The sequence below is a fragment of the Pseudomonas paraeruginosa genome (assembly GCF_003025345.2).
In the GTDB taxonomy this organism is placed as follows: Bacteria; Pseudomonadota; Gammaproteobacteria; order Pseudomonadales; family Pseudomonadaceae; genus Pseudomonas; species Pseudomonas paraeruginosa.
In genome coordinates, this window is record NZ_CP020560.1 from 3,516,225 (window position 1) to 3,536,329 (window position 20,105).

General features: G+C 68.6%; 20 protein-coding genes. 7 read left to right on the plus strand and 13 right to left on the minus strand.

Features of this window, described 5'->3' with window-relative positions; translation table 11 throughout:
* Positions 1-42: 42 nt before the first annotated feature.
* The gene (locus tag B7D75_RS16580; protein WP_012076246.1) at positions 43-1,209 is read right to left on the minus strand and encodes an aminotransferase-like domain-containing protein; all 1,167 of its coding nucleotides are present in this window, start codon (positions 1,207-1,209) and stop codon (positions 43-45) included.
* Between the two features lie 81 nt (positions 1,210-1,290).
* Here B7D75_RS16580 and B7D75_RS16585 point away from each other — a divergent pair, with 81 nt between their 5' ends.
* Positions 1,291-1,764: a MarR family winged helix-turn-helix transcriptional regulator gene (locus B7D75_RS16585; protein ID WP_107114234.1), complete on the plus strand. Its 474-nt coding sequence runs from the start codon at positions 1,291-1,293 to the stop codon at positions 1,762-1,764.
* 22 nt (positions 1,765-1,786) lie between these two features.
* Here the strand turns inward: B7D75_RS16585 and B7D75_RS16590 are convergent, their stop codons facing one another.
* On the minus strand, positions 1,787-2,428 hold the full coding sequence (locus B7D75_RS16590) for a hypothetical protein (protein ID WP_034078820.1): 642 nt from the start codon (positions 2,426-2,428) through the stop codon (positions 1,787-1,789).
* Between the two features lie 228 nt (positions 2,429-2,656).
* Here B7D75_RS16590 and B7D75_RS16595 point away from each other — a divergent pair, with 228 nt between their 5' ends.
* The gene (locus B7D75_RS16595; RefSeq protein WP_003155723.1) at positions 2,657-3,859 is read left to right on the plus strand and encodes a benzoate/H(+) symporter BenE family transporter; all 1,203 of its coding nucleotides are present in this window, start codon (positions 2,657-2,659) and stop codon (positions 3,857-3,859) included.
* Between the two features lie 6 nt (positions 3,860-3,865).
* On the opposite strand, the gene B7D75_RS16600 is transcribed toward B7D75_RS16595, so the two are convergent.
* Both B7D75_RS16600 and B7D75_RS16605 read right to left on the minus strand, forming a co-directional pair.
* A complete protein-coding gene (locus B7D75_RS16600; protein ID WP_043100842.1) occupies positions 3,866-4,759 on the minus strand; it encodes a bile acid:sodium symporter family protein in 894 nt (297 codons plus the stop codon).
* Between the two features lie 151 nt (positions 4,760-4,910).
* The gene (locus B7D75_RS16605; RefSeq protein WP_012076251.1) at positions 4,911-5,672 is read right to left on the minus strand and encodes an SDR family oxidoreductase; all 762 of its coding nucleotides are present in this window, start codon (positions 5,670-5,672) and stop codon (positions 4,911-4,913) included.
* 250 nt (positions 5,673-5,922) lie between these two features.
* On the opposite strand from B7D75_RS16605, the gene B7D75_RS16610 reads away from it, so the two are divergent.
* The 3 genes from B7D75_RS16610 to B7D75_RS16625 all read left to right on the plus strand — a co-directional run bounded on the left by B7D75_RS16610 (position 5,923) and on the right by B7D75_RS16625 (position 9,278).
* Positions 5,923-6,927, plus strand: a complete 1,005-nt coding sequence (locus B7D75_RS16610) for an NADP-dependent oxidoreductase (RefSeq protein WP_058136053.1) — start codon at positions 5,923-5,925, stop codon at positions 6,925-6,927.
* Positions 6,928-7,091: 164 nt separating this feature from the next.
* Positions 7,092-8,828 carry a SulP family inorganic anion transporter gene (locus B7D75_RS16620; RefSeq protein WP_034078816.1) on the plus strand — a complete coding sequence of 579 codons (1,737 nt, stop codon included), beginning with the start codon at positions 7,092-7,094 and terminating at the stop codon, positions 8,826-8,828.
* A gap of 42 nt (positions 8,829-8,870) precedes the next feature.
* Complete coding sequence (locus B7D75_RS16625) at positions 8,871-9,278, plus strand: DUF5086 family protein (protein WP_058129335.1); 408 nt, start codon at positions 8,871-8,873, stop codon at positions 9,276-9,278.
* Between the two features lie 6 nt (positions 9,279-9,284).
* Here the strand turns inward: B7D75_RS16625 and B7D75_RS16630 are convergent, their stop codons facing one another.
* A complete protein-coding gene (locus B7D75_RS16630; protein ID WP_058145464.1) occupies positions 9,285-9,893 on the minus strand; it encodes a flavin reductase family protein in 609 nt (202 codons plus the stop codon).
* 50 nt (positions 9,894-9,943) lie between these two features.
* The gene (locus tag B7D75_RS16635; RefSeq protein ID WP_034078813.1) at positions 9,944-10,690 is read right to left on the minus strand and encodes an acetoacetate decarboxylase; all 747 of its coding nucleotides are present in this window, start codon (positions 10,688-10,690) and stop codon (positions 9,944-9,946) included.
* A 141-nt stretch (positions 10,691-10,831) separates the two neighbouring features.
* Between B7D75_RS16635 and B7D75_RS16640 the strand changes: the two genes are divergently transcribed.
* Positions 10,832-11,179 (plus strand): GFA family protein, encoded by a 348-nt coding sequence (locus tag B7D75_RS16640; RefSeq protein WP_034000549.1) that lies wholly within the window; start codon positions 10,832-10,834, stop codon positions 11,177-11,179.
* Here B7D75_RS16640 and mnmH read toward each other — a convergent pair.
* The 3 genes from mnmH to B7D75_RS16655 form a co-directional block, all read right to left on the minus strand.
* Positions 11,158-12,267: a tRNA 2-selenouridine(34) synthase MnmH gene (mnmH, locus tag B7D75_RS16645; protein WP_003155712.1), complete on the minus strand. Its 1,110-nt coding sequence runs from the start codon at positions 12,265-12,267 to the stop codon at positions 11,158-11,160. The two genes, B7D75_RS16640 and mnmH, sit on opposite strands and share 22 nt — an antisense overlap.
* Positions 12,267-13,301: a selenide, water dikinase SelD gene (gene selD, locus B7D75_RS16650; protein ID WP_003155711.1), complete on the minus strand. Its 1,035-nt coding sequence runs from the start codon at positions 13,299-13,301 to the stop codon at positions 12,267-12,269. Before selD ends, mnmH begins: the two co-directional genes overlap by 1 nt.
* Before the next feature lie 83 nt (positions 13,302-13,384).
* Entirely contained in the window at positions 13,385-13,663 is a 279-nt protein-coding gene (locus B7D75_RS16655) for a hypothetical protein (protein WP_003097836.1), read from the minus strand.
* Positions 13,664-13,770: 107 nt separating this feature from the next.
* Here B7D75_RS16655 and B7D75_RS16660 point away from each other — a divergent pair, with 107 nt between their 5' ends.
* Positions 13,771-14,808: a patatin-like phospholipase family protein gene (locus tag B7D75_RS16660; RefSeq protein ID WP_003155708.1), complete on the plus strand. Its 1,038-nt coding sequence runs from the start codon at positions 13,771-13,773 to the stop codon at positions 14,806-14,808.
* A 3-nt stretch (positions 14,809-14,811) separates the two neighbouring features.
* On the opposite strand, the gene B7D75_RS16665 is transcribed toward B7D75_RS16660, so the two are convergent.
* The 4 genes from B7D75_RS16665 to B7D75_RS16680 form a co-directional block, all read right to left on the minus strand.
* Entirely contained in the window at positions 14,812-15,417 is a 606-nt protein-coding gene (locus B7D75_RS16665; RefSeq protein WP_107114235.1) for a DUF4893 domain-containing protein, read from the minus strand.
* 110 nt (positions 15,418-15,527) lie between these two features.
* The gene (glsB, locus tag B7D75_RS16670) at positions 15,528-16,436 is read right to left on the minus strand and encodes a glutaminase B (RefSeq protein ID WP_034000544.1); all 909 of its coding nucleotides are present in this window, start codon (positions 16,434-16,436) and stop codon (positions 15,528-15,530) included.
* Positions 16,437-16,554: 118 nt separating this feature from the next.
* Positions 16,555-17,247 (minus strand): response regulator, encoded by a 693-nt coding sequence (locus B7D75_RS16675; protein WP_003155703.1) that lies wholly within the window; start codon positions 17,245-17,247, stop codon positions 16,555-16,557.
* 101 nt (positions 17,248-17,348) lie between these two features.
* Positions 17,349-20,006: a sensor histidine kinase gene (locus tag B7D75_RS16680; RefSeq protein ID WP_012076258.1), complete on the minus strand. Its 2,658-nt coding sequence runs from the start codon at positions 20,004-20,006 to the stop codon at positions 17,349-17,351.
* Positions 20,007-20,105 lie beyond the last annotated feature (99 nt).

A 20,105-nucleotide genomic window follows, 5' to 3' on the forward strand; every position in this document is an offset into this window, starting at 1 on the left:
TCCTGGGGTCGGAGGCCGGCGCGGAGGAGCGCCGGCGAAGGTTCAGGCCGCTGCGGCGGCCTGGGCGTCGCGGACGACCTTGGCCAGGCGCCGCAGGCCTTCGTGCAGGCGCTCCGGAGCGACATGGCTGAAGTTCAGGCGCAGGCGCCCGAGATTCTGCTCCGGCTCGGCGAAGAAGGGTTCGCCGGGCATGAAGGCGACGTCCGCGGCCAACGCCGGCTTGAGCAGGGTGCGGGTATCCAGCGGCTGCTTTAGGGTCAGCCAGAAGAACAGCCCACCCTCCGGGATGTTCCATTCGGCCAGCTCGCCGAAGTGTTCCAGCAGCGCCTCCTGCATGGCGTCGCGGCGGACCCGGTAGAAGCCGCGCAGCTCGGCCAGGTGCTGGCGGTAGGCCTCGCTGCCGAACCATTGCAGCGCCTGCCACTGCCCTACCCGGTTGGTATGCAGGTCGGCCGACTGCTTCAGGCGCAGCAGGTGCGGGAACAGGTCCGGGGTGGCGATCAGGAAACCGACGCGCAGCCCCGGCAGCAGGGTCTTGGACACCGTGCCGGTGTAGATCCAGCTGGACTTGCGCAGGCGGCTGACCAGCGGGGACGCGCGGCCCTCGTCGAACACCAGCTCGCGATAGGGTTCGTCTTCGATCAGGGTCACGCCGAATTCGTCGAGCAGCGCCGCTACCGCATCGCGGCGTTCTTCGCTGTAGCGCACGCCAGACGGATTCTGGAAGGTCGGGATCAGGTAGGCGAAAGCCGGCTTGTGTCGCTCCAGGCGCTGCCGCAGGGCAACCAGGTCGGGGCCCTCGGCACCCAGCGGCACGGTTACGCAATCGGCGCCGAACAATTGGAAGGCCTGTAGCGCGGCGAGGTAGGTAGGCGCCTCGAGCAGCACCTCGGTGCCCGGGTCGATGAACAGCTTGCTGGCCAGGTCGAGGGTCTGCTGCGAACCGCTGACGACCAGAACCTGGCTCGCCTCGCAGGGTACTCCGAGTGCACGCGCCTCGGCGGCGATGGCTTCGCGCAGGGCCGGCTCGCCCTCGCTCATGCCGTACTGGCCCATGGAGGCCGGCATCTGCTCCCACTGCACCTTCGGCAGCATCGGTTCGGCCGGCAGCCCGCCGGCGAACGACATCACCTCCGGACGCTGTGCCGCGGCGAGGATTTCGCGGATCAAGGAGCTTTTCAGGCGGGAGATGCGTTCAGAGAAGGCCATGGGTTCACCGGTAGCGTAGGCGTGAGAAAATGGGTCAAACTGTTTGACCGAAACTACGATGCCGCCCCCGGAAGCGTCAATATGCCTGACCTGAAAAACCACGCCGTCCAGCAGCAGGCCATGATGGAAGCCTTCTTCTTCGCCTACCAGGCATTCACCGCCAAGCCGGACGAGATGCTCGCCCGCCGCGGCCTGGGGCGCGTGCACCACCGCATCCTGTTCTTCATCGCCCGCCACCCGGGACTCAGCGTGAAGGAATTGCTGGCCCTGCTCGGGGTGACCAAGCAGGCGCTGAACATTCCATTGCGCCAGTTGCTGGAGATGGACCTGATCAGCAGCGCCGCCGCCGACGAGGACAGGCGCAAGCGCCTGCTCGGCCTCACCGGCGAGGGCGTACGCCTGGAGAAAGCGCTGCGCCGGGAACAGTCGCGGCTGCTACAGCGCTGCCTGGAGGAAGCCGGTGGCGAAGCGGTTACCGGCTGGCTGGCGGTCAACCGCACGCTGGCCCGGACGCATGCCGGCGTTCGTGGCGAGACGGCGGCGGACGCCGACTAGCGCCGAGCGACAAGGCCGGTCTTCACCCCCGCCCCTGCTCCAGCTCCCGCGCCGCACGCCAGTAGGCCAGCGCCATGGCCACGGTGGCGGCCAGCAGTGGCAGCATCGCCAGCACCAGCAGCAGAACCGAAACCACCATCGCGCCACCGGCGATGTCCAGCCAGGCCATGATCCGCAGCGAGGGATAGAGGTTCTCCCGCTTGAGCAGGCGCAGGCCCAGCCAGAGGGTGGCGACGCCAAGCAGCGCGAGCAGTGCGAAGTACACCAGCGCCTGCCAGTGCCACTCCTGCAGCGCGTCGTCCGTCACTGCCAGCAGGCTCCAGGCTTCGCCCACCAGAGTCAGGAGGATCGACAGCCAGACCGGCCAGGCCAGCGAAGGGCCGCGGAAGCGTGACTCGACCAGATGCTTGAGCCGCAGCAGCAGGTAGGCGCCGAGCAGGCTGAGGAGCAGGCCGAGCCAGTCGGCGTAGGCGCCGAGCGCGGCACCGTCGCCGAACGCCTCGAGCAGGCTGAGCACCATCAGCACCACACCGCCGGCTATCGAGGCCAGGCACAGCCAGGCGAGGACCCGCAGTTGCGCAGCCGTCCAGCGCTGGCGAAAGCCGTCCGGCACGCCCTGCTCGACCAGCTCGACACGCGGAGTGGCGTAGGGGTTTGCATCCATGGCGAAGCTCCTCGGCAAATGCCGCGACGTTACCAGTTGCGTTCGCTTCCGGCAGCAGGGACTGTATGGCCAACTATGTCCGCGGCTGTACCGGGACAGCCCCGCCCCGGCTGTTTAGGCTGCGGAAACAGTAGAACGATGATCGGCACCCTGCGCTTCGCGTCACCCTCCTCCGTGGCCCCGCCCACCGCTGTGCCCGGTCATCCCCACTCCATGGAAGTGCCCGGCATGACCGAAACCACCCAGCCTCAGCCGCAGTCCCGCCTGCGTCCTTTCGCCGACTCTTCGCCCGCCGCCGTGGTGGCCGGCTTCGTCGCCATGCTCACCGGCTACACCAGTTCGCTGGTGCTGATGTTCCAGGCCGGGCAGAACGCCGGCCTGAGCAGTGCACAGATTTCCTCGTGGATCTGGGCGCTGTCGATCGGCATGGGCCTGGCGACCATCGGCCTGACCCTGCGCTACCGCGTGCCGATCGTGATCGCCTGGTCGACCCCCGGCGCTGCGCTGCTGATCAGCAGCCTGCCCGGCGTGCCCTACAGCGAGGCTATCGGTGCCTTCATCGTCTGCGCCGCGCTGATCACCCTGTGCGGTGTCACCGGCAGCTTCGAACGCCTGATGCGCCAGGTTCCCTCCTCGCTGGCCTCGGCGCTGCTGGCCGGGGTGCTGTTCCGCATCGGCATCGAGATCTGCAACGCCGCCGAGCAGCAGACCCTGCTGGTGCTGGCGATGTTCTTCAGCTACCTGCTGTGCAAGCGCGTCTCGCCGCGCTACGCGGTATTCGCCGCGCTGCTGGTCGGCGTGCTGCTGGCCGGGGCGCTGGGCCAGCTGGACTTCAGCCGGTTCCGCCTGGAACTGGCGGTGCCGGAGTGGACCACGCCGAGCTTCTCCCTGGCCGCCACCATCAGCATCGGCATCCCGCTGTTCATCGTCGCCATGGCCTCGCAGAACATGCCCGGCATCGCCGTGCTGCGCGCCGACGGCTACCAGGTACCCGCCTCGCCGCTGATCTCGAGCACCGGCATCGCCTCGATCCTGCTGGCACCGTTCGGCTCCCATGGCATCAACCTGGCGGCGATCAGCGCGGCGATCTGCACCGGCCCCTCGGCCCACGAGGACCCGCGCAAGCGCTACACGGCGGCACTCTGGTGCGGCTTCTTCAACTGCATCGCCGGGACCTTCGGCGCCACCCTGGCGGCGCTGTTCGCCGCTTTCCCCAAGGCGCTGGTGCTGTCCATCGCCGCCATCGCCCTGCTCGGCTCGATCATGAACGGCCTGGCCAATTCGATGGCCGACGAGCGCCAGCGCGAGGCCGCGCTGGTGACCTTCATGGTCACCGCCTCCGGCTTCACCCTGTTGTCCATCGGCTCGGCGTTCTGGGGCCTGGTGGCCGGCCTGCTGACCCAGTTCGTGCTCAACTGGCGGCGCGGCTGACGATCCTCAGTCCGGCGCCGCCACGGGCGCCGGAGCGGCCTTGTGACCGCGGCTGACCCACCAGCCGAAGGCCGCCGCGGTGAAGAACATCAGCACTCCGTAGATCGCCGGCGGAATCGCCATGGTGCTGTTGTTCAGCAGACTCGGACTCAGCGCCAGGGCGATCGCCAGGGTGCCGTTGTGGATCCCGATCTCCATGCCGATGGCCACCGCCTGGGCCTTCGGCAGGCGCAGCAGGCGCGGCACCCAGTAGCCCACCGCCAGGCTCAGCAGATTGAAGGCCAGCGCGGCCAGCCCGACCACCGGCGCGTAGGTGACGAAGGTCTGCCAGTCCTTGGCCAGCGCCAGCAGGATGATCACCAGCAACAACAGCGCGGAAAGGATCTTCACCGGCTTCTGCAGGCGCTCCGCCACGGCCGGCAGGCGGTTGCGCACCAGCATGCCGATGGCCACCGGGCCGAGGACGATGACGAACACCTGCACGACCTTGGTGAACTGCAGGGGAATCGCCTGTCCGTCGCCCATGAAGTATTGCAGCGAGAGGTTGACGATCAGCGGCATGGTGAGGATGGCGATCACCGAGTTCACCGCGGTCAGGGTGATATTCAGCGCCACGTCGCCATGCGCCAGGTGGCTGTAGAGGTTGGCGGTGGTGCCGCCGGGCGAGGCCGCCAGCAACATCATGCCGACCGCCAGGGCCGCCTCCAGGGCGAAGCCCTGGACGATCAGGAAGCAGGCCAGGGGCAGCAGGACGATCTGGCATACCAGGCCGACCAGCACCGGCTTCGGATAGCGCACAACGCGGATGAAGTCGGCCGGGGTCAGGGACAGTCCGAGGCCGAGCATGATGATGCCCAGGGCGATGGGAAGAAACAGCGTCAGGATGGGATCGGCGGTCATTATTGTTATTGCTCCGATGCGACGAAGGCGGGCTCAGGCCGCGGATTCTCGACCCAGGTTAGTCCCCCGGCAGTGGCCTGGCGCGCCAAACCGCGCGCCGACCTGTAACAGAATGCGAACGCCCCGCGACGGGGCATCCGAGGCGGACGGCTCAGATCGCCGTCGCGCCGCCATCCACCGGCAAGGCGATGCCGGTGGTGAAGCCGGCGTTGTCGCTGCACAGGTAGAGCACCGCGGCAGCGATCTCCTCGACCCGCCCGACCCGCCCCAGCGGATGCATCGCGGCGGCGAACTCGGCCTTGCGCGGGTCGGCCTCGTAGGCGCGGCGGAACATGTCGGTGTCGATCACCGCCGGACACACAGCGTTGATGCGGATGCCCTTCTTCGCGTACTCGATCGCCGCCGACTTGGTCAGGCCGATCACCGCATGCTTGGAAGCCGCGTAGATGCTCATCTTCGGTGCCGCGCCGAGGCCGGCGACCGACGCGGTGTTGACGATCGCGCCGCCGCCCTGGGCCAGCATCAGCGGGATCTGGTGCTTCATGCACAGCCAGACGCCCTTCACGTTGACCCCCATGATGGCGTCGAACTCGGCCTCGCTGCCGTCGGCCAGCCTGCCCTGCTCGATCTCGATGCCGGCGTTGTTGAAGGCATAGTCGAGGCGACCGTAGGCAGCCACGCAGCCTTCGACCAGCGCCTTGACCTCGGCGTCGCGGGTGACGTCGCAGCGGATGAAAGCGGCCTCGCCGCCGGCCTGGCGGATAGTCGCCACCGTGGCTTCGCCGCCGACGCTATCCAGGTCGGCGACCACCACCTTGATCCCGGCGTCGGCGAAGGCCAGCGCGGTGGCGCGGCCGATGCCCGCGGCACCGCCGGTGACCAGGGCGACCTGGCCGGAAAGGAGTTTGCTCATCTACTGATCCTCGGGGAAAACGTCTCCCGCCAACCGCGGCGGGATCGAACCGGGCCAGTCTAGCCAGGGTCCAGGGCAGGCATAGCACTATCAGGCGATTGGAGGATGGCCCATCCAGGCCATTGATGACACGGCGCAACGCCAATCACCCACATAGATGACCGGTCATTTCCACACCGCTCGGCGCTTGCCGCCGCCGTTGCCGGCGACTAACCCTAGGTATCCGTTTTCCATTCCACGAGTGCCTGCCATGCAAACCCAGATCAATCGGCAATACCAGTTGGCCCAGCGTCCCAGCGGACTGCCCGGCCGCGACACCTTCAGTTTCGTCGAGGCCCCGCTCGGCGAGCCGGGCGACGGCCAGATCCTGGTACGCAACGAGTATCTGTCGCTGGACCCGGCGATGCGCGGCTGGATGAACGATGCCCGCTCCTACATCCCGCCAGTGGCCATCGGCGAGGTGATGCGCGCGCTCGGCGTGGGCAAGGTGCTGGCCTCCAGGCACCCCGGCTTCAAGCCCGGCGACTACGTGAACGGCGCCCTCGGCGTGCAGGACTACTTCGTCGGCGAGCCGAAGGGCTTCTACCTGGTCGACCCGTCCCGCGCGCCGCTGCCGCGCTACCTCTCGGCGTTGGGCATGACCGGGATGACCGCCTATTTCGCCCTGCTCGACGTCGGCCAGCCGAAGAGCGGCGAGACCGTGGTGATCTCCGGCGCCGCCGGCGCGGTGGGCAGCGTCGCCGGGCAGATCGCCAGGCTCAAGGGCTGCCGGGTGGTGGGTATCGCCGGCGGCGCCGAGAAATGTCGCTTCCTGGTCGAGGAACTGGGCTTCGACGGCGCCATCGACTACAAGAACGAAGACCTCGCCGCCGGCCTCAAGCGCGAATGCCCGAAGGGCATCGATGTGTTCTTCGACAATGTCGGCGGTGAAATCCTCGACACGGTGCTCACCCGCATCGCCTTCAAGGCACGTATCGTCCTCTGCGGCGCGATCAGCCAGTACAACAACAAGGAAGCGGTGCGCGGCCCGGCCAACTACCTGTCGCTGCTGGTCAATCGCGCGCGCATGGAAGGCATGGTGGTGATGGACTATGCCCAGCGCTTCCCGGAAGGCCTGAAGGAGATGGCCACCTGGCTGGCGGAAGGCAAGCTGCAATCGCGCGAGGACATCGTCGAAGGCCTGGAGACCTTCCCCGAGACCCTGCTCAAGCTGTTCAGCGGGGAGAACTTCGGCAAGCTGGTGTTGAAGGTTTGAGAGCCGTCCGGCGGCGCCGGGAAACGGCGGATATCGTCCTGCGATATTCGCCCTGCGCCTCCTCCCCGGAAGCGGCTGCGGCGAAAAAATAATGACTCCCGGCAATCCCGCCGCCGGGCCTTCGGGATAAGCTGCGGCATCCGCGCCTGCAAGGAAACGGCCGCATGCCACTCGCCCGCTGGGTCCCCGGACTCGACAGCCTGCTCCACTACCGCCGCGCCTGGTTCCGCCCGGATCTCCAGGCCGGCCTGTCGGTGGCGGCGATCCAGATCCCCACCGCCATCGCCTACGCCCAGATCGCCGGCTTCCCGCCCCAGGTGGGACTCTACGCGTGCATCCTGCCGATGCTGATCTACGCCCTGATCGGCAGTTCACGGCAACTGATGGTCGGTCCCGACGCGGCCACCGCGGCGATGGTCGCCGCCGCCATCACTCCGCTGGCGGCGGGCGATCCCCAGCGCCTGGTGGACCTGTCGATGATCGTCGCGATCATGGTCGGGCTGTTCTCCATCGTCGCCGGCCTGGCCCGCGCCGGGTTCATCGCCAGCTTCCTCTCGCGACCGATCCTGGTCGGCTACCTCAACGGTATCGGTCTGAGCCTGCTGGTCGGCCAGCTGGGCAAGCTGTTCGGCTACGAGGCGGCCACCAGCGGCTTCGTAGCCGGCATCCTGGCGCTGCTGGAGAACCTGCTGCACCTCCACTGGCCGACGCTGATCGTCGGCAGCCTCTCGCTGGCGGTGATGGTGCTGCTGCCGCGGCGCTTCCCGCAGTTGCCCGGCGCGCTCTGCGGCGTGCTGCTGGCGACCGTGGCGTCAGCGGCGCTGGGGCTCGACCGTTTCGGCGTCGAGCTGCTCGGCGAAGTGCCGGCCGGACTGCCGCACCTGAGCTGGCCACAGACCAACCTGGAAGAACTGAAAAGCCTGTTGCGCGATGCCACCGGCATCACCGTGGTCAGCTTCTGCAGCGCCATGCTCACCGCGCGCAGCTTCGCCGCGCGTCATGGCTACAGCGTCAATGCCAACCACGAATTCGTCGCCCTCGGCCTGGCCAATGTCGGCGCCGGGGTTTCCCAGGGCTTCGCCATCAGCGGCGCCGACTCGCGCACAGCGGTGAACGACATGGTCGGAGGCAAGACCCAACTGGTCGGCATCGTCGCCGCGCTGGTGATCGCCGCCACGCTATTGCTGCTGAACAGGCCGCTGGGCTGGGTGCCGATGCCGGCGCTCGGCGCGGTCCTGCTGCTGGCCGGCTGGGGACTGATCGACGTGCAGGCGCTGAAGGGCTTCTGGAAGCTCAGCCGCTTCGAGTTCAGCCTGTGCCTGCTGACCACCGTCGGCGTGCTCAGCGTCGGCGTGCTGCCGGGCATCTTCGTCGCCGTCAGCATCGCCGTGCTGCGCCTGCTCTACTACACCTATCGTCCGAGCGATGCGGTACTCGGCTGGATGCACGGCGTCGACGGCCAGGTCGAGCTGGCCAAGTACCCGCAGGCCAGCACCCTTCCCGGCCTGGTCATCTACCGCTTCGACGCGCCGCTGCTGTTCTTCAACGCCGACTATTTCAAGCAGCGGCTGCTCGCCGTGCTGGAGCGCACCGAGCAGCCACGCGCGGTACTGCTCAACGCCGAGGCCATGACCAACCTGGACATCAGCGGCCTGACCACCCTCCACGAGGTACAGCAGATCCTCAAGGCCCAGGGCGTGCACCTGTCGCTGGCACGGGTCACCGGACAGACCCTGGACCTCCTGCAACGCTCGAGCATGCTCGGCAAGATCAAGCCGCCGCTGGTGTTCAGCTCGGTGCGTTCGGGCGTCAGCGCCTACCGCTACTGGCTGCGCCAGCAGGCCAAGCTCGCCGGCGCGACGGCACAGCCCCAAGGCGAAACGGTTTCACCGCCGGCGTGAAGCCGGCGATACTTTGCCCTCCCCGGAGAAAGGAGGTTCCCGATGCGTTTCCCGCCGATCCTGCTGCTGGCCCTCGGCCTGTCCGCCAGCACCCAGGCCGACTGGAGCGGCCCGATCGAGCAGCCGCTCTGGTCGCTGCCGGCGGCCCCGGGCCTGTCGCGCTGGCTGATCGTGCACAATCTGTCGAGCGCGGCGGCCGACGGCCTGTACCACGTCGAAGTCCTGGAGCGCCGCCAGGGCCAGCAGCCCTGGCAGTTCCAGCGCCTGGCCGCGCACCTGGCGCTGACCGAACAGGCGCTGCGGGCGAGTATCGTGGCGCCGCTGAAGCGCGGCGGGGTGTATCCGGAAAGCTACCAGTTCGCCTATCGCGAATGGCAGCGGCAGCAGGCCGCGGGGCAGGCACCGGTGTGCCGCAGCACGGTCGCCGAGTGCCTGCCGACGGCCGAGTGACACCGTCTACCTGGGCCGGATCATGCTGAACGTGTCGCGGGTATAGCTGTAGAGGCTGCCGCCGAGGCGACCGACCAGGTCGAGCCGGGCGCTGTCCACGTGGCGCTCGTCGGCCAGCACCGCGTCGTCGACATGCACCAGCAGCACGCGGGCGAAGATCATGTGGCAATTGGGGTCCTGCGCCGGATACGGCTTGATCTCCGCCACCTCGCACTCGAAGGCCACCGCCGCCGCGGCGACCCGCGGCGGCGCCACGCGCACGCTGGGCACGGTAGGGATGCCCACCGTCTCGATCTCGCTGATCCCGTGGGGCAACCAGGCGGCGGTGGCGTTCATGGTCTCGGCCTGGGCGGCGCCGACCAGATGGATCACCAGTTGCCCGGTGGCCTGGACATTGCGCAGGGTGTCCTTGAGGCTGCCATCGTCGCGCAGGCTGACGTTGACCATCAGGGTCGGCGGCTCGTCGCTGATCACCTGGAAGAAACTGAAAGGCGCCAGGTTGCTGACGCCCTCGGCGGACAGCGTCGAGACCCAGGCGATCGGTCGCGGGGTGACGGTGGAGGCCAGCCAGCGGTAGGCCTCGGCGGGAGCGATGGCGGTGAAGTCCAGTTGCATGACGGTCTCGCGGGAATCGACGGGGGAATGTCGATTATGCCCGAGCGCGCTCAGCCCGGAGGCGCCAGATAGTCGTAGACCAGGGCGGGCATCTCCAGGCTGAGATCGGCGACCAGGTGACTGGCGCCGAGCACTTCCAGCACCGGCAGGTCCGCCATCGGCGCCAGGGCATGCGCGAACAGCTGCAGGCGCGCCGGGCCGGTCCAGGCCTCGTGCAGCCGGATGTCGCTGATCCGGGTCCGCACCAGCTCGCAGATCCGCGGGCGGCTGTCGTAGCCACGCATGGTCTTGAGCATGAAGGTTTCCACACCGATCGCCGCCAGCGCCTCGTCCCTGGGCAACGGCCGGTGCTTGTAGCCCATGGTCGCGGTGGCGATGCGCAGGCTGCCATAGTCGATGCTCCCGACCAGGGTATCGGAGTCCACGTACAGGGCCGGCTTGCCGAGCTTCTTCGGGTAGGCGCTGACCTCGCGCCCGGCGGCGATGGCCGGCAGGCTGTCGACATACATCGCATGCAGGTACTCGCCATGGCAGCCATCGAGGCTCACCCGGATCGCCTGGCCACCCTCGGCATAACGCCCCAGCCCGACGCTGTCGGGCATCAGCATGATCTCGAAGCGCACCAGCGCGCCGTCCAGTCGCAACGGTTCCGGGACCACCCGGCGCAGCGCCGCGGGATCGCTGCGGTAGTAGATGTTCAGGTATTCGCGGCGGAAGAAGCGGTACGGCCCACCGGGATATGCGGCGCCGTCGCCCAGCGGGGTGGAAACGGCGCGCAGGACCTCTTCGATGTTCATCGTACATGCCCTGTCGAGATGGACCCTGGAGTTCTAGTCCAGCGTCCGGCCGCCGGCAAGCACGCCTGTAGGGTTTCACAGGCCGGCGCGGGGGACGCTCACCAGCTAGAGTTGTAACCCTTCCCTATCGGAGACAACGCCATGAACCATCGAGGAAGCTGCCACTGCGGAACCATCGCCTACGAGGTCGAGGGCGATCCCGACCGGGTGATCCAGTGCAACTGTTCGCTGTGCAGCCGGCGCGGCTGGCTGCTGTGGTTCGTGCCGCGCGACCGGCTGGCGCTGAAGACCCCGGCCAGCGCCATGCGCACCTACAGCTTCAACAGCCATCGCCTGCAGCATCACTTCTGCCCCACCTGCGGCTGCGCGCCGTTCAGCGAAGGCATCGGCCCGGACGGCCAGGCCATGGCCGCGGTCAACGTGCGCTGCCTGGAGGGCGTCGACGCCGACGCGCTACCCCTGCAGCACTACGACGGCCGCAGCGCCTGACGCTGGCGCAGGTAGGCGATCACCTCGGCCTGGTTGCCGCGGAACTCGACGCGGTCTTCCTTGCTCTGCCGCTGGAAGGCGTACATCGGGTCGTAGTATTCCTTGAGCAGGCCCTCGATCCAGCCGCGGTGGGTCTCCACCGAGCCATCGCGGCCCTGCTCCTCCAGCGCCTGCACGAGGATCGCCGCCAGCCGCTGGTAGCGCTCGCCACCCAGGCGCTTGACGATGCCGGCGAGGCTTTTCTGCAGGTAGGCGGAGAAGGCGGCGAAACCCTCTTCCGCACCGACCACGCGCTCGAACTCGCTGCGCAGGTCGATCACGTAGTCCTTGAGGATGCGCGCGACGCGCTGTTCGAAGCCGTCCTCCAGCCACACCAGCGGATAGCCCTGCATGCCCTGGTACAGCTCCAGCGGCAGCGAGCAGCTGCCGACGATCCGCCCCTCGTCCTCGAGGACGAACTGGCCGACGCCGCGATGGCGCTTCTTCAGGATGTCGATGGCCAGGCGGTTCTCGAAGTCGATCTGCGCCGGCTGCGGCGTGGCCCGCCGGCCGAAACTGGAGCCACGGTGGTTGGCGTGGCCTTCGAGGTCGAGGCTGTTGTCCAGCGCCGCGATCACCTCGGTCTTGCCGCAGCCGGTGAGACCGCCGACCAGCACGAAGTCGCATTCGTCGACCGCCGCGCGGGTGGTTTCGAAAAGGAAGTTGCGCAGCGCCTTGTAGCCACCGATCACCCGCGGATAGTCGATGCCGGCGTCCTGCTTCAGCCACTGCTGGACGATCTGCGAGCGCAGACCGCCGCGGAAGCAATACAGGTAACCGTTCGGATTGGCTTCGGCGAAGGCCTTCCAGGCCGCCAGCCGTTCGGCCTTGACCGCCCCGCAGACCAGCTCGTGGCCAAGGGCGATGGCGGCCTGCTGGCCGTGCTGCTTGTAGCTGGTACCGACCTTCTGCCGTTCGATGTCGTTCATCAGCGGCCGGTTGACCGTGTGGGGGAAGGCGCCCTTGTGGTACTCCACCGGGGCGCGCACGTCCATCAGGGGTGTGTCTTCGAGGAACAGTTCGCGGTAATGCTGGGTGTTGTCGCGCATCACACCACCTGTACCGCGAGACTCTGTCGCTCGACCAGCTCGCCGATCGGCGCCAGTTGCAGGCCGAGTTCCGCCGCCACGGCAAGGAACTCCGCCTCGCCCTCGGGAGCCACCGCCACCAGCAGGCCGCCACTGGTCTGCGGGTCGCAGAGCAGCAGCTTCTGCACCTCCGGCAGGGGCGCGATACGTTCGCCGTAGCTGTCGAAGTTGCGCAGGGTGCCGCCGGGCACGCAGCCCTGCTCCAGGTAGTACTCGGCGCTGGCCAGGCGCGGCACCGCGGCGTATTCGACGCGCGCGGTGAGCCTGCTGCCGTCGGCCATTTCCACCAGGTGGCCGAGCAGGCCGAACCCGGTGACATCGGTCATCGCCCTGACTCCGGCCAGGCGCCCGAAGCGCGCGCCGGGCCTGTTCAGGGTGCACATCCAGTCACGTGCCACGCCGACGTCCTCGGCGCGCAGCCTGGCTTTCTTCTCGGCGGTGGTGAGGATGCCGATGCCCAGCGGCTTGGTCAGGTACAGCCGGCAGCCGGCCTCGGCGGTGTCGTTGCGCTTCATGAAGCGCTTTTCCACCATACCGGTCACGGCCAGGCCGAAGATCGGCTCGGGAGCATCGATGGAATGCCCGCCAGCCAGCGGAATGCCGGCCTCCTCGCAAACCCTGCGGCCACCGGCGATGACTTCGCGGGCGACTTCGGCGGCCAGCACGTTGACCGGCCAGCCGAGGATGGCGATGGCCATCAGCGGGTCGCCGCCCATGGCATAGATGTCGCTGATCGCGTTGGTCGCGGCGATCCGGCCGAAATCGAAGGGATCGTCGACGATCGGCATGAAGAAATCGGTGGTGGAAACCACCCCGCGCTCCTCGTCGATGGCGTAGACGGCCGCGTCGTCGCGCGAGGCGTTGCCGACCCAGAGCTTCGGATCGAGGTTCTGCGCGCCGCTGCCGGCGAGGATCACCTCCAGTACCTTGGGCGAAATCTTGCAGCCGCAGCCGGCGCCGTGGCTGTACTGGGTCAGGCGGATCGCCTCGCTCATCGGTGTACTCCCGTGGATGTCGGAAAAGTGCCCATTCTAGCAAAGCCGACGCCATCGCCAGCGGTCCGATCGCCGCGCCCGTCTCAACGCCCGGCGCGCGACTCGCGGATATAGAAGCGCGCCTTCTCGGCCTTGCTGGTGCAGCCCTCGTAGGCCTCGAACTGCTGCTGGGTCTTGGCCCCGGTGAGCAGGGTCAGGGCCTTCGAGTAGCTGACGGTGCCGGCGAAGCCTTCGGCCTTGGCCAGGTCGAGCTCCTTCCAGGCCGCGTCCAGCTGGTCGGCGCAGTTTTCCCGGTAGGCGGTCTTGCCGGCGCAGCCGGCCAGGGTCAGGGCGAGGACGGGCAGAACGATCCAGGTTTTCATCGACAGGTCTCCGGACAGGGAACGGACCGGCGCGGCGCTCTTGGCGGCGGCCGGCTGACGCGCGTATCGTTTTCGCTTCGTCACGCAGTATTGGCAAGGGGTTGCAGATGAGCAAACAGGTCGCCCTGGTATTGGGCTCCGGCGGTGCGCGCGGCTATGCGCACATCGGCGTGATCGAGGAACTCGAGGCACGCGGCTATGAGATCACCTGCATCGCCGGTTGTTCCATGGGTTCGGTGATCGGCGGCATCTACGCCGCCGGCAAGTTGCGCGAGTACCGCGAGTGGGTGGAAAGCCTGGACTACCTCGACGTGCTGCGCCTGCTCGACGTCAGCTTCCGCCTCGGCGCGATCCGCGGCGAGCGGGTGTTCGGCAAGATCCACGAGATCCTCGGCGAGGTGAACATCGAGGACCTGTCGATCCCCTACACGGCGGTCGCCACCGATCTCACCAATCAGCAGGAGATATGGTTCCAGGAGGGCTGCCTGCACCAGGCCATGCGCGCCTCGGCGGCGATCCCGAGCCTGTTCACCCCGGTCATGCAGGGCAGCCGCATGCTGGTCGACGGCGGCCTGCTCAATCCGTTGCCGATCGTCCCGGTGGTGTCGGCCCACAGCGACCTGATCATCGCGGTCAACCTCAACGCCACCAACCAGAAGCAGTACCACCTGCCGGTGATCGAGCGTCCGGCCGCGCTCAAGGGGCGCTTCGACAGCATGATCGAGAGCCTCGGCCACAAACTCTCGTTCTTCCGCCGCCACGGCGACGACAACACCCCGCCGGAACTGAGCGCCGACGCCCTGCTCCACCCGGTGCCGGCGGATTCCGAGGAGCCCGCCGAGCCGCAACTGCAACAGCCGGCCGCGGCGCCGCAGGGCAAGGACTCGCCGAAGTCGGCCAGCGGCACCACGGTGGTGGAGAGCAGCGGCCCGGCGTCGTTGCTGGAGCTGGTCAACCAGAGCTTCGAGGTGATGCAGACCTCGCTGGCGCAGTACAAGATCGCCGGCTATCCGCCGGACATCCTGATCAACGTGCCGAAGCGGGTCTGCCGCTTCTTCGAGTTCTACAAGGCGCCGGAGCTGATCGCCCTTGGCCGGCAGATCGCCAGCGACACCCTGGAGCGCTACGAGGAAGACAACGCCTGAGGCTCAGCGGCTGAACTCGAGGACCTCGTAGCCGCCGCGCCGTTCCGGGAACAGCAGGAGGAAGCCGCCGGCGTGCGGGCGCAGCAGCGCGACCACGTCGGACTCCGCCGGCGCGCCATGGGCCAGCCCGCTGAAGACCACCTGGGGTTCGTCGTTGACCGTGGCGCCACCGAGGAACACGTAGCGCTCGGCACCTTCCGGGAACAGGTAGCCGCTGACCCGCTGCGAACCGCTGGTCTTCTCCAGGAACAGGCCTTGGTCGGTGCGCCGGATGCGGCACTGGAAGTTCGGATAGCGATAGATGCCGTACTGGTCGGCCTGGGTCGAGCGGCACTTCCAGTCGCCCAGCAGGCCTTTCTCGTCGACGGCGACAGCGGGCTGCGCCAGGCTGAGTTCCAGTTGCTCCAGTTCCGGCAGGAATTCCTCGAAGGCACTGTCGTAGTAGCGCTTGTTGATGGCCTCGGCGTCCTGCTCGACAGCCAGCACGCTGCGCTGCTGCTGTTCGCTGGTGTAGCCACGCCAATCCGCTTCGGCGGCGCCGGCATGCGCGCAGGCGGCGAGAACGGTGAGGCAGGCGAAGACACGGGAAACGGGGATCGGACGGGACATGGCGACCTTCCTGGCGAGTGGACCGGCGCATCCGGCGCCGGCAAGCGGTAGCCGCAGAACATAGCGCAGCGGCGCCGGGAATTCGAGCGCCGCCGCGACGGACGGCGGCTTCAGAAGATCGACCAGCCGATCCGCTCGCTGAGCTTCTCCAGCGCGGCGATCCCGGCCAGGGAATTGCCGGCGCCGTTCAGCTCCGGCGACCACACGCAGACCGTGAAGCGCCCCGGCACCACCGCGATGATGCCGCCGCCAACGCCGCTCTTGCCCGGCAGGCCGACCCGGTAGGCGAAGTTGCCGGCCTCGTCGTAGAGGCCGCTGGTGGCCATGATCGCGTTGACCTGCTTGGTTTGCCGCTCGTTGAGTACCTGCTCGCCGCTGTGCTTGCAGAAGCCCTTGTCGGCGAGGAAGCAGAACGCCCGCGCCAGGTCGACGCAGCTCATGCGCAGCGCGCAATGATGGAAATAGCTGAGCAGCACCGCTTCGACGTCATTGTGGAAGTTGCCGAACGACTTCATCAGGTAGGCCGCCGCCGCGTTGCGCGAGCGGTGCTGGTACTCGGAGCGCGCCACTACCGAATCCGAGACCACCTCCGGGTTGCCGCACAGGCGGCGGACGAAGTCGCGCATCGATTGCGCCGGCGCGGCGAAGCGCGACTGGTTGATATCGCAGATCACCAGGGCGCCGGCGTTGATGAACGGGTTGCGCGGACGGCCGCGCTCGAACTCCAGTTGCACCAGGGAGTTGAACGGCTGGCCCGAGGGCTCGTGGCCGAGGCGCTGCCAGATGTCCTCGCCGGAATGCTGGATCGCCTGGACCAGGCTGAACACCTTGGAAATGCTCTGGATGGAAAACGGCCGCAGCGCATCGCCGGCATGGAACAGTTCGCCGTCGCGGCTGTACACGGCGATCCCCAGCTGGTCCGGCTCGACGCCAGCGAGCGCGGGAATGTAGTCGGCGACCTTGCCACGCCCGATCAGCGGGCGGACTTCATCGAGAATCTCGTTCAACAGTTGCTGCATGGTGACCTTCATCGTGACGCTGGAACGCCGGGCCGGATGCGCGGCTGGCGCGAATGCGCGGCATCATAGGCGATGAAGGCGCGCGCGGCATGCCCGCCGCGCGAAAAAACGCTCTGCATCAGCTATCGCGCAGGCGGTAGCCGACACCCGCCTCCGTAACCAGGAAGCGTGGGCTCGCCGGGTCGTCACCGAGCTTCTGGCGCAGGTGGCCGACCACCACCCGCAGGTAGTGGGTATCCTCGACGTGGGTCGGCCCCCAGATGTCCCTGAGCAGTTGCTGCTGGGTCACCACCCGGCCGAGATGGCGCGCCAGCGCGGCGAGCACCGCGTATTCCTTGCGGGTCAGCGCCACCTCGGCGCCGGCCAGGCTGACCCGGCGGTAGGCCAGGTCGACCTGCAGCGGGCCGACCGTCACCGCCGCCTCAGGGCTCTCGCCCTGCGCCGCCTGGCGCAACAGGACGCGAACGCGGGCGAGGAACTCCTGGATACCGAACGGCTTGGTCACGTAGTCGTTGGCGCCGCCGTCCAGGGCCAGCACCTTCTCGCCCTCGCTGGCGCGCACCGACAGCACCAGCACCGGCACCGCCGACCATTCGCGCAGGTCGCGGAGAATGTCCTGGCCGTCGCGGTCCGGCAGGCCGAGGTCGAGTACCACCAGGTCCGGCCGGTTCAACGCGGCCTGGGCCAGCCCCTCCTCGCCGTTGCCGGCCTCCAGAACCCGGTAACCCTGGGCGGTGAGGCTGATGCGGAGGAACTTGCGGATCTGCGGCTCGTCGTCGATCAGCAGGATGGTGTTCTGCAATTGGGTCATGGCACTCGGCATGGCAGGAGGAAACGGGCGACGAGCCGGCGGCGGCGTCGCGGAAACGGCAGGAATAGCGCGGCCGGCGGCGCCAGGCAAGCGCGCCGTGCTCATTCGTCGGCCTCCAGTTGCCCGAGGTCCGGCTGCGGATGCAGCGGCAGGTGCAGGACCAGGGTGGTGCCGCGACCGTCGAGGCCTTCGCCGACGCTGATGCGGCCGCCGTGGGCACCGATCATGCCCTGGCAGATCGCCAGTCCCAGGCCGGTGCCCTGGCCGCCACGGTCGCCGCGCGCGGCGGTATAGAACATGTCGAAGATCTTCTCCCGTTCGGCCAGGGGAATTCCCGGCCCTTCGTCGCTTACCGCGAAGCGCAGCTCGGCGTCGCCCTGGCTGACCTCGACGCGCAACCGGCCTTGGCTCGGCGAGAAGCGCGCGGCGTTCTCCAGCACGTTGATCAGCGCCTGCTCGATCAGCGCCGCGTGCACATACAGCAGCGGCAGGTCGTTACCCACGATGGCCTGCACCCGATACGGCGCCAGTACCGCACGCAGGCGGTTCAGCGCGCTGCCGACGATGTCGCCGGGGGCCACCCAGTCGCGCGCCAGCTTCAGTCCGCCGTGGCCGAGACGGGTCATGTCGAGCAGGTTCTGGATGTAGCGATCCAGTCGCTCGGCCTCGTCGCGGGTGCTTTCCAGCAGTTCGCGACGATCCGCCGGCGGGATCGCCTCGCCCAACGCCAGCAGGCTGTCGATGGAGCCGCGCATGGCGGTCAGCGGCGTGCGCAGGTCGTGCGATACCGAGGCGAGCAAGGCACTGCGCAACTGCTCGGTCTCGCCATGCAGGCGCGCGGCCTCCAGGTCCTCGGCCAGGCGCGCCCGCGCCAGGGCCTGGGCCAGCGGCTGGCCGAGGGCGGCGAGCAGGCGCCGGCGCTGCGGGCTGAGCGGCTGGCCGTCCAACGGTGCGATGCCGAGCAGCGCCAGCGGCCCCTCCTCCGCCGACAGCGGCCACCACCACCAGCGCCCGCCCGGCAGGGTGCCGGTGCCCAACCCGGCCGGCTGGTCGTGGCTCCAGGCCCAATCGGCGGCGACCCGTTCCTGGTCCGTGAGCGGCCGCTGCGCGCCGGCCTCGGTTTTCCATTCGCCATTGACCTGGCCGAGCAGGCACACCTCGACGTCCTGCCAGCCCTCGAACTGCTGGGCGGCGGCGGCCAGCACCGCCTGGCGGTCGGTGGCGGCGGTGAGCTTGCGCGAAAGTTCCAGCAGCAGGCTGGTCTCCTCCTGGGTGTCGCGCAGCGCCTCCAGCTGTCGGCGCTGGCGGGCCGCCAGGTTGCCGGTGAGGCCGGCCATGAACAGGAAGAAGGCCAGGCTCAGCAGGTCCTCGTGACGATGGATGGCGAAGGAGAAATGCGGCGGGATGAACAGGAAGTCATAGGCCAGGAACGACGCCACCGCGCACAGCAATGCCGGCATCAGGCTGCTGCGCACGGCCACCAGCAGTACCGCCATGAGGAACACCAGGGAGATGTTCGGCAGTTCCAGCAGGTGCGCCACGCCCCAGGCCAGTCCGCTGGCCAGGGCGGTCGCCAGCAGCGCCAGCAGATAGTCGTTCCAGGCCAGCGGATAGCGTGGCCGCGGTTCCGCCGGACGCAGATCGGCCTCGCTGTCCAGGGCACTGATCTCCAGGCCCTGGCCGTCGCGCAGCAGGCGTCCGGCGAGGCCGCCGCCGAAGGCTCGGCGATACCAGCGGCGCCGCGACTGGCCGACCAGCACCAGGCTGGCGCGGCGCTCGCGGGCATGTTGCAGGAGAGTCCGCGCCACCTCGCCGGCACGCAGCACGACGATCTCGCCGCCGAGCCGCTCGGCCAGCTGCTGGGCGCCCTGCAGGCGCATCCGCGCCTGCTCGCCACGCAGCCCGCCGGTGTCGACATGCACCACGCTCCAGGGCAGGTGGCGGCGCTCGGCGACCCGGCAGGCGTGACGCACCAGGCGCTCGGCCTGCTCGTCGCCGTCGATGCCCACCAGCAGCCGGCCGCGCAGCGCCGGCGCCTCCTCGCCGCGCTGGCGGTAGCGGTGGGCGAGGTCGGCGTCGACCCGCGCGGCGGCGGTCTGCATCGCCAGTTCGCGCAACGCGGTGAGGTTGGTCTGCGAGAAGAACGCGTCGATCGCCGCCCGTGCCTGCTCCGGCACGTAGACCTTGCCCTCGCGCAGGCGCTCCAGCAGCTCGCGCGGCGGCAGGTCGATGAGGACGATCTCGTAGGCTTCCTGCAGCACCCAGTCCGGCACCGTCTCGCGGACCTGCACGCCGGTGATGTCGCGGACCTGGTCGTTGAGGCTCTCCAGGTGTTGGACGTTGACCGTGGTGTAGACGTCGATCCCCGCCGCCAGCAGCTCCTGGATGTCCTGCCAGCGCTTGGCGTGGCGGCTGCCGGGAACGTTGCTGTGGGCCAGCTCATCGACCAGGGCCAGCGCCGGCGGATCGGCGAGCAACCCGTCGAGATCCATCTCCTGCAGTTTCATCCCGCGGTATTCGAGGCTGCGCAGCGGCTGCTGCGGCACCCCGGCGAGCAGGGCCTCGGTTTCCGCCCGCGAGTGGGTCTCGACCACCCCGGCGCGCAGTTTCACGCCCTGGCGCAACTGGGCCTGGGCGGCCTGCAGCATGGCGAAGGTCTTGCCCACCCCCGGCGCCGCGCCGAGGAAGACTTTCAGGCGGCCGCGCCCGTCACCGGGCAGGTCGGCCAGCAGCGCGTCGGCGCGTGCGGTGTCGGTCATGGATCGGTCGTGCTCCGTTGCTCTGCGCCGCGAGGGGCGGGCGATCGCCGGCGATCATCCGCCGATCCGGCATTATTTCAAGTCCTCGCGCCTGTGGGG

Bases quoted from the DNA above. Each gene is read 5' to 3' on its own strand.
- B7D75_RS16580 (WP_012076246.1), bottom strand. From the start codon at position 1,209: ATGGCCTTCTCTGAACGCATCTCCCGCCTGAAAAGCTCCTTGATCCGC.
- B7D75_RS16585 (WP_107114234.1), top strand. From the start codon at position 1,291: ATGCCTGACCTGAAAAACCACGCCGTCCAGCAGCAGGCCATGATGGAA.
- B7D75_RS16590 (WP_034078820.1), bottom strand. From the start codon at position 2,428: ATGGATGCAAACCCCTACGCCACTCCGCGTGTCGAGCTGGTCGAGCAG.
- B7D75_RS16595 (WP_003155723.1), top strand. From the start codon at position 2,657: ATGACCGAAACCACCCAGCCTCAGCCGCAGTCCCGCCTGCGTCCTTTC.
- B7D75_RS16600 (WP_043100842.1), bottom strand. From the start codon at position 4,759: ATGACCGCCGATCCCATCCTGACGCTGTTTCTTCCCATCGCCCTGGGC.
- B7D75_RS16605 (WP_012076251.1), bottom strand. From the start codon at position 5,672: ATGAGCAAACTCCTTTCCGGCCAGGTCGCCCTGGTCACCGGCGGTGCC.
- B7D75_RS16610 (WP_058136053.1), top strand. From the start codon at position 5,923: ATGCAAACCCAGATCAATCGGCAATACCAGTTGGCCCAGCGTCCCAGC.
- B7D75_RS16620 (WP_034078816.1), top strand. From the start codon at position 7,092: ATGCCACTCGCCCGCTGGGTCCCCGGACTCGACAGCCTGCTCCACTAC.
- B7D75_RS16625 (WP_058129335.1), top strand. From the start codon at position 8,871: ATGCGTTTCCCGCCGATCCTGCTGCTGGCCCTCGGCCTGTCCGCCAGC.
- B7D75_RS16630 (WP_058145464.1), bottom strand. From the start codon at position 9,893: ATGCAACTGGACTTCACCGCCATCGCTCCCGCCGAGGCCTACCGCTGG.
- B7D75_RS16635 (WP_034078813.1), bottom strand. From the start codon at position 10,690: ATGAACATCGAAGAGGTCCTGCGCGCCGTTTCCACCCCGCTGGGCGAC.
- B7D75_RS16640 (WP_034000549.1), top strand. From the start codon at position 10,832: ATGAACCATCGAGGAAGCTGCCACTGCGGAACCATCGCCTACGAGGTC.
- mnmH (WP_003155712.1), bottom strand. From the start codon at position 12,267: ATGCGCGACAACACCCAGCATTACCGCGAACTGTTCCTCGAAGACACA.
- selD (WP_003155711.1), bottom strand. From the start codon at position 13,301: ATGAGCGAGGCGATCCGCCTGACCCAGTACAGCCACGGCGCCGGCTGC.
- B7D75_RS16655 (WP_003097836.1), bottom strand. From the start codon at position 13,663: ATGAAAACCTGGATCGTTCTGCCCGTCCTCGCCCTGACCCTGGCCGGC.
- B7D75_RS16660 (WP_003155708.1), top strand. From the start codon at position 13,771: ATGAGCAAACAGGTCGCCCTGGTATTGGGCTCCGGCGGTGCGCGCGGC.
- B7D75_RS16665 (WP_107114235.1), bottom strand. From the start codon at position 15,417: ATGTCCCGTCCGATCCCCGTTTCCCGTGTCTTCGCCTGCCTCACCGTT.
- glsB (WP_034000544.1), bottom strand. From the start codon at position 16,436: ATGCAGCAACTGTTGAACGAGATTCTCGATGAAGTCCGCCCGCTGATC.
- B7D75_RS16675 (WP_003155703.1), bottom strand. From the start codon at position 17,247: ATGACCCAATTGCAGAACACCATCCTGCTGATCGACGACGAGCCGCAG.
- B7D75_RS16680 (WP_012076258.1), bottom strand. From the start codon at position 20,006: ATGACCGACACCGCACGCGCCGACGCGCTGCTGGCCGACCTGCCCGGT.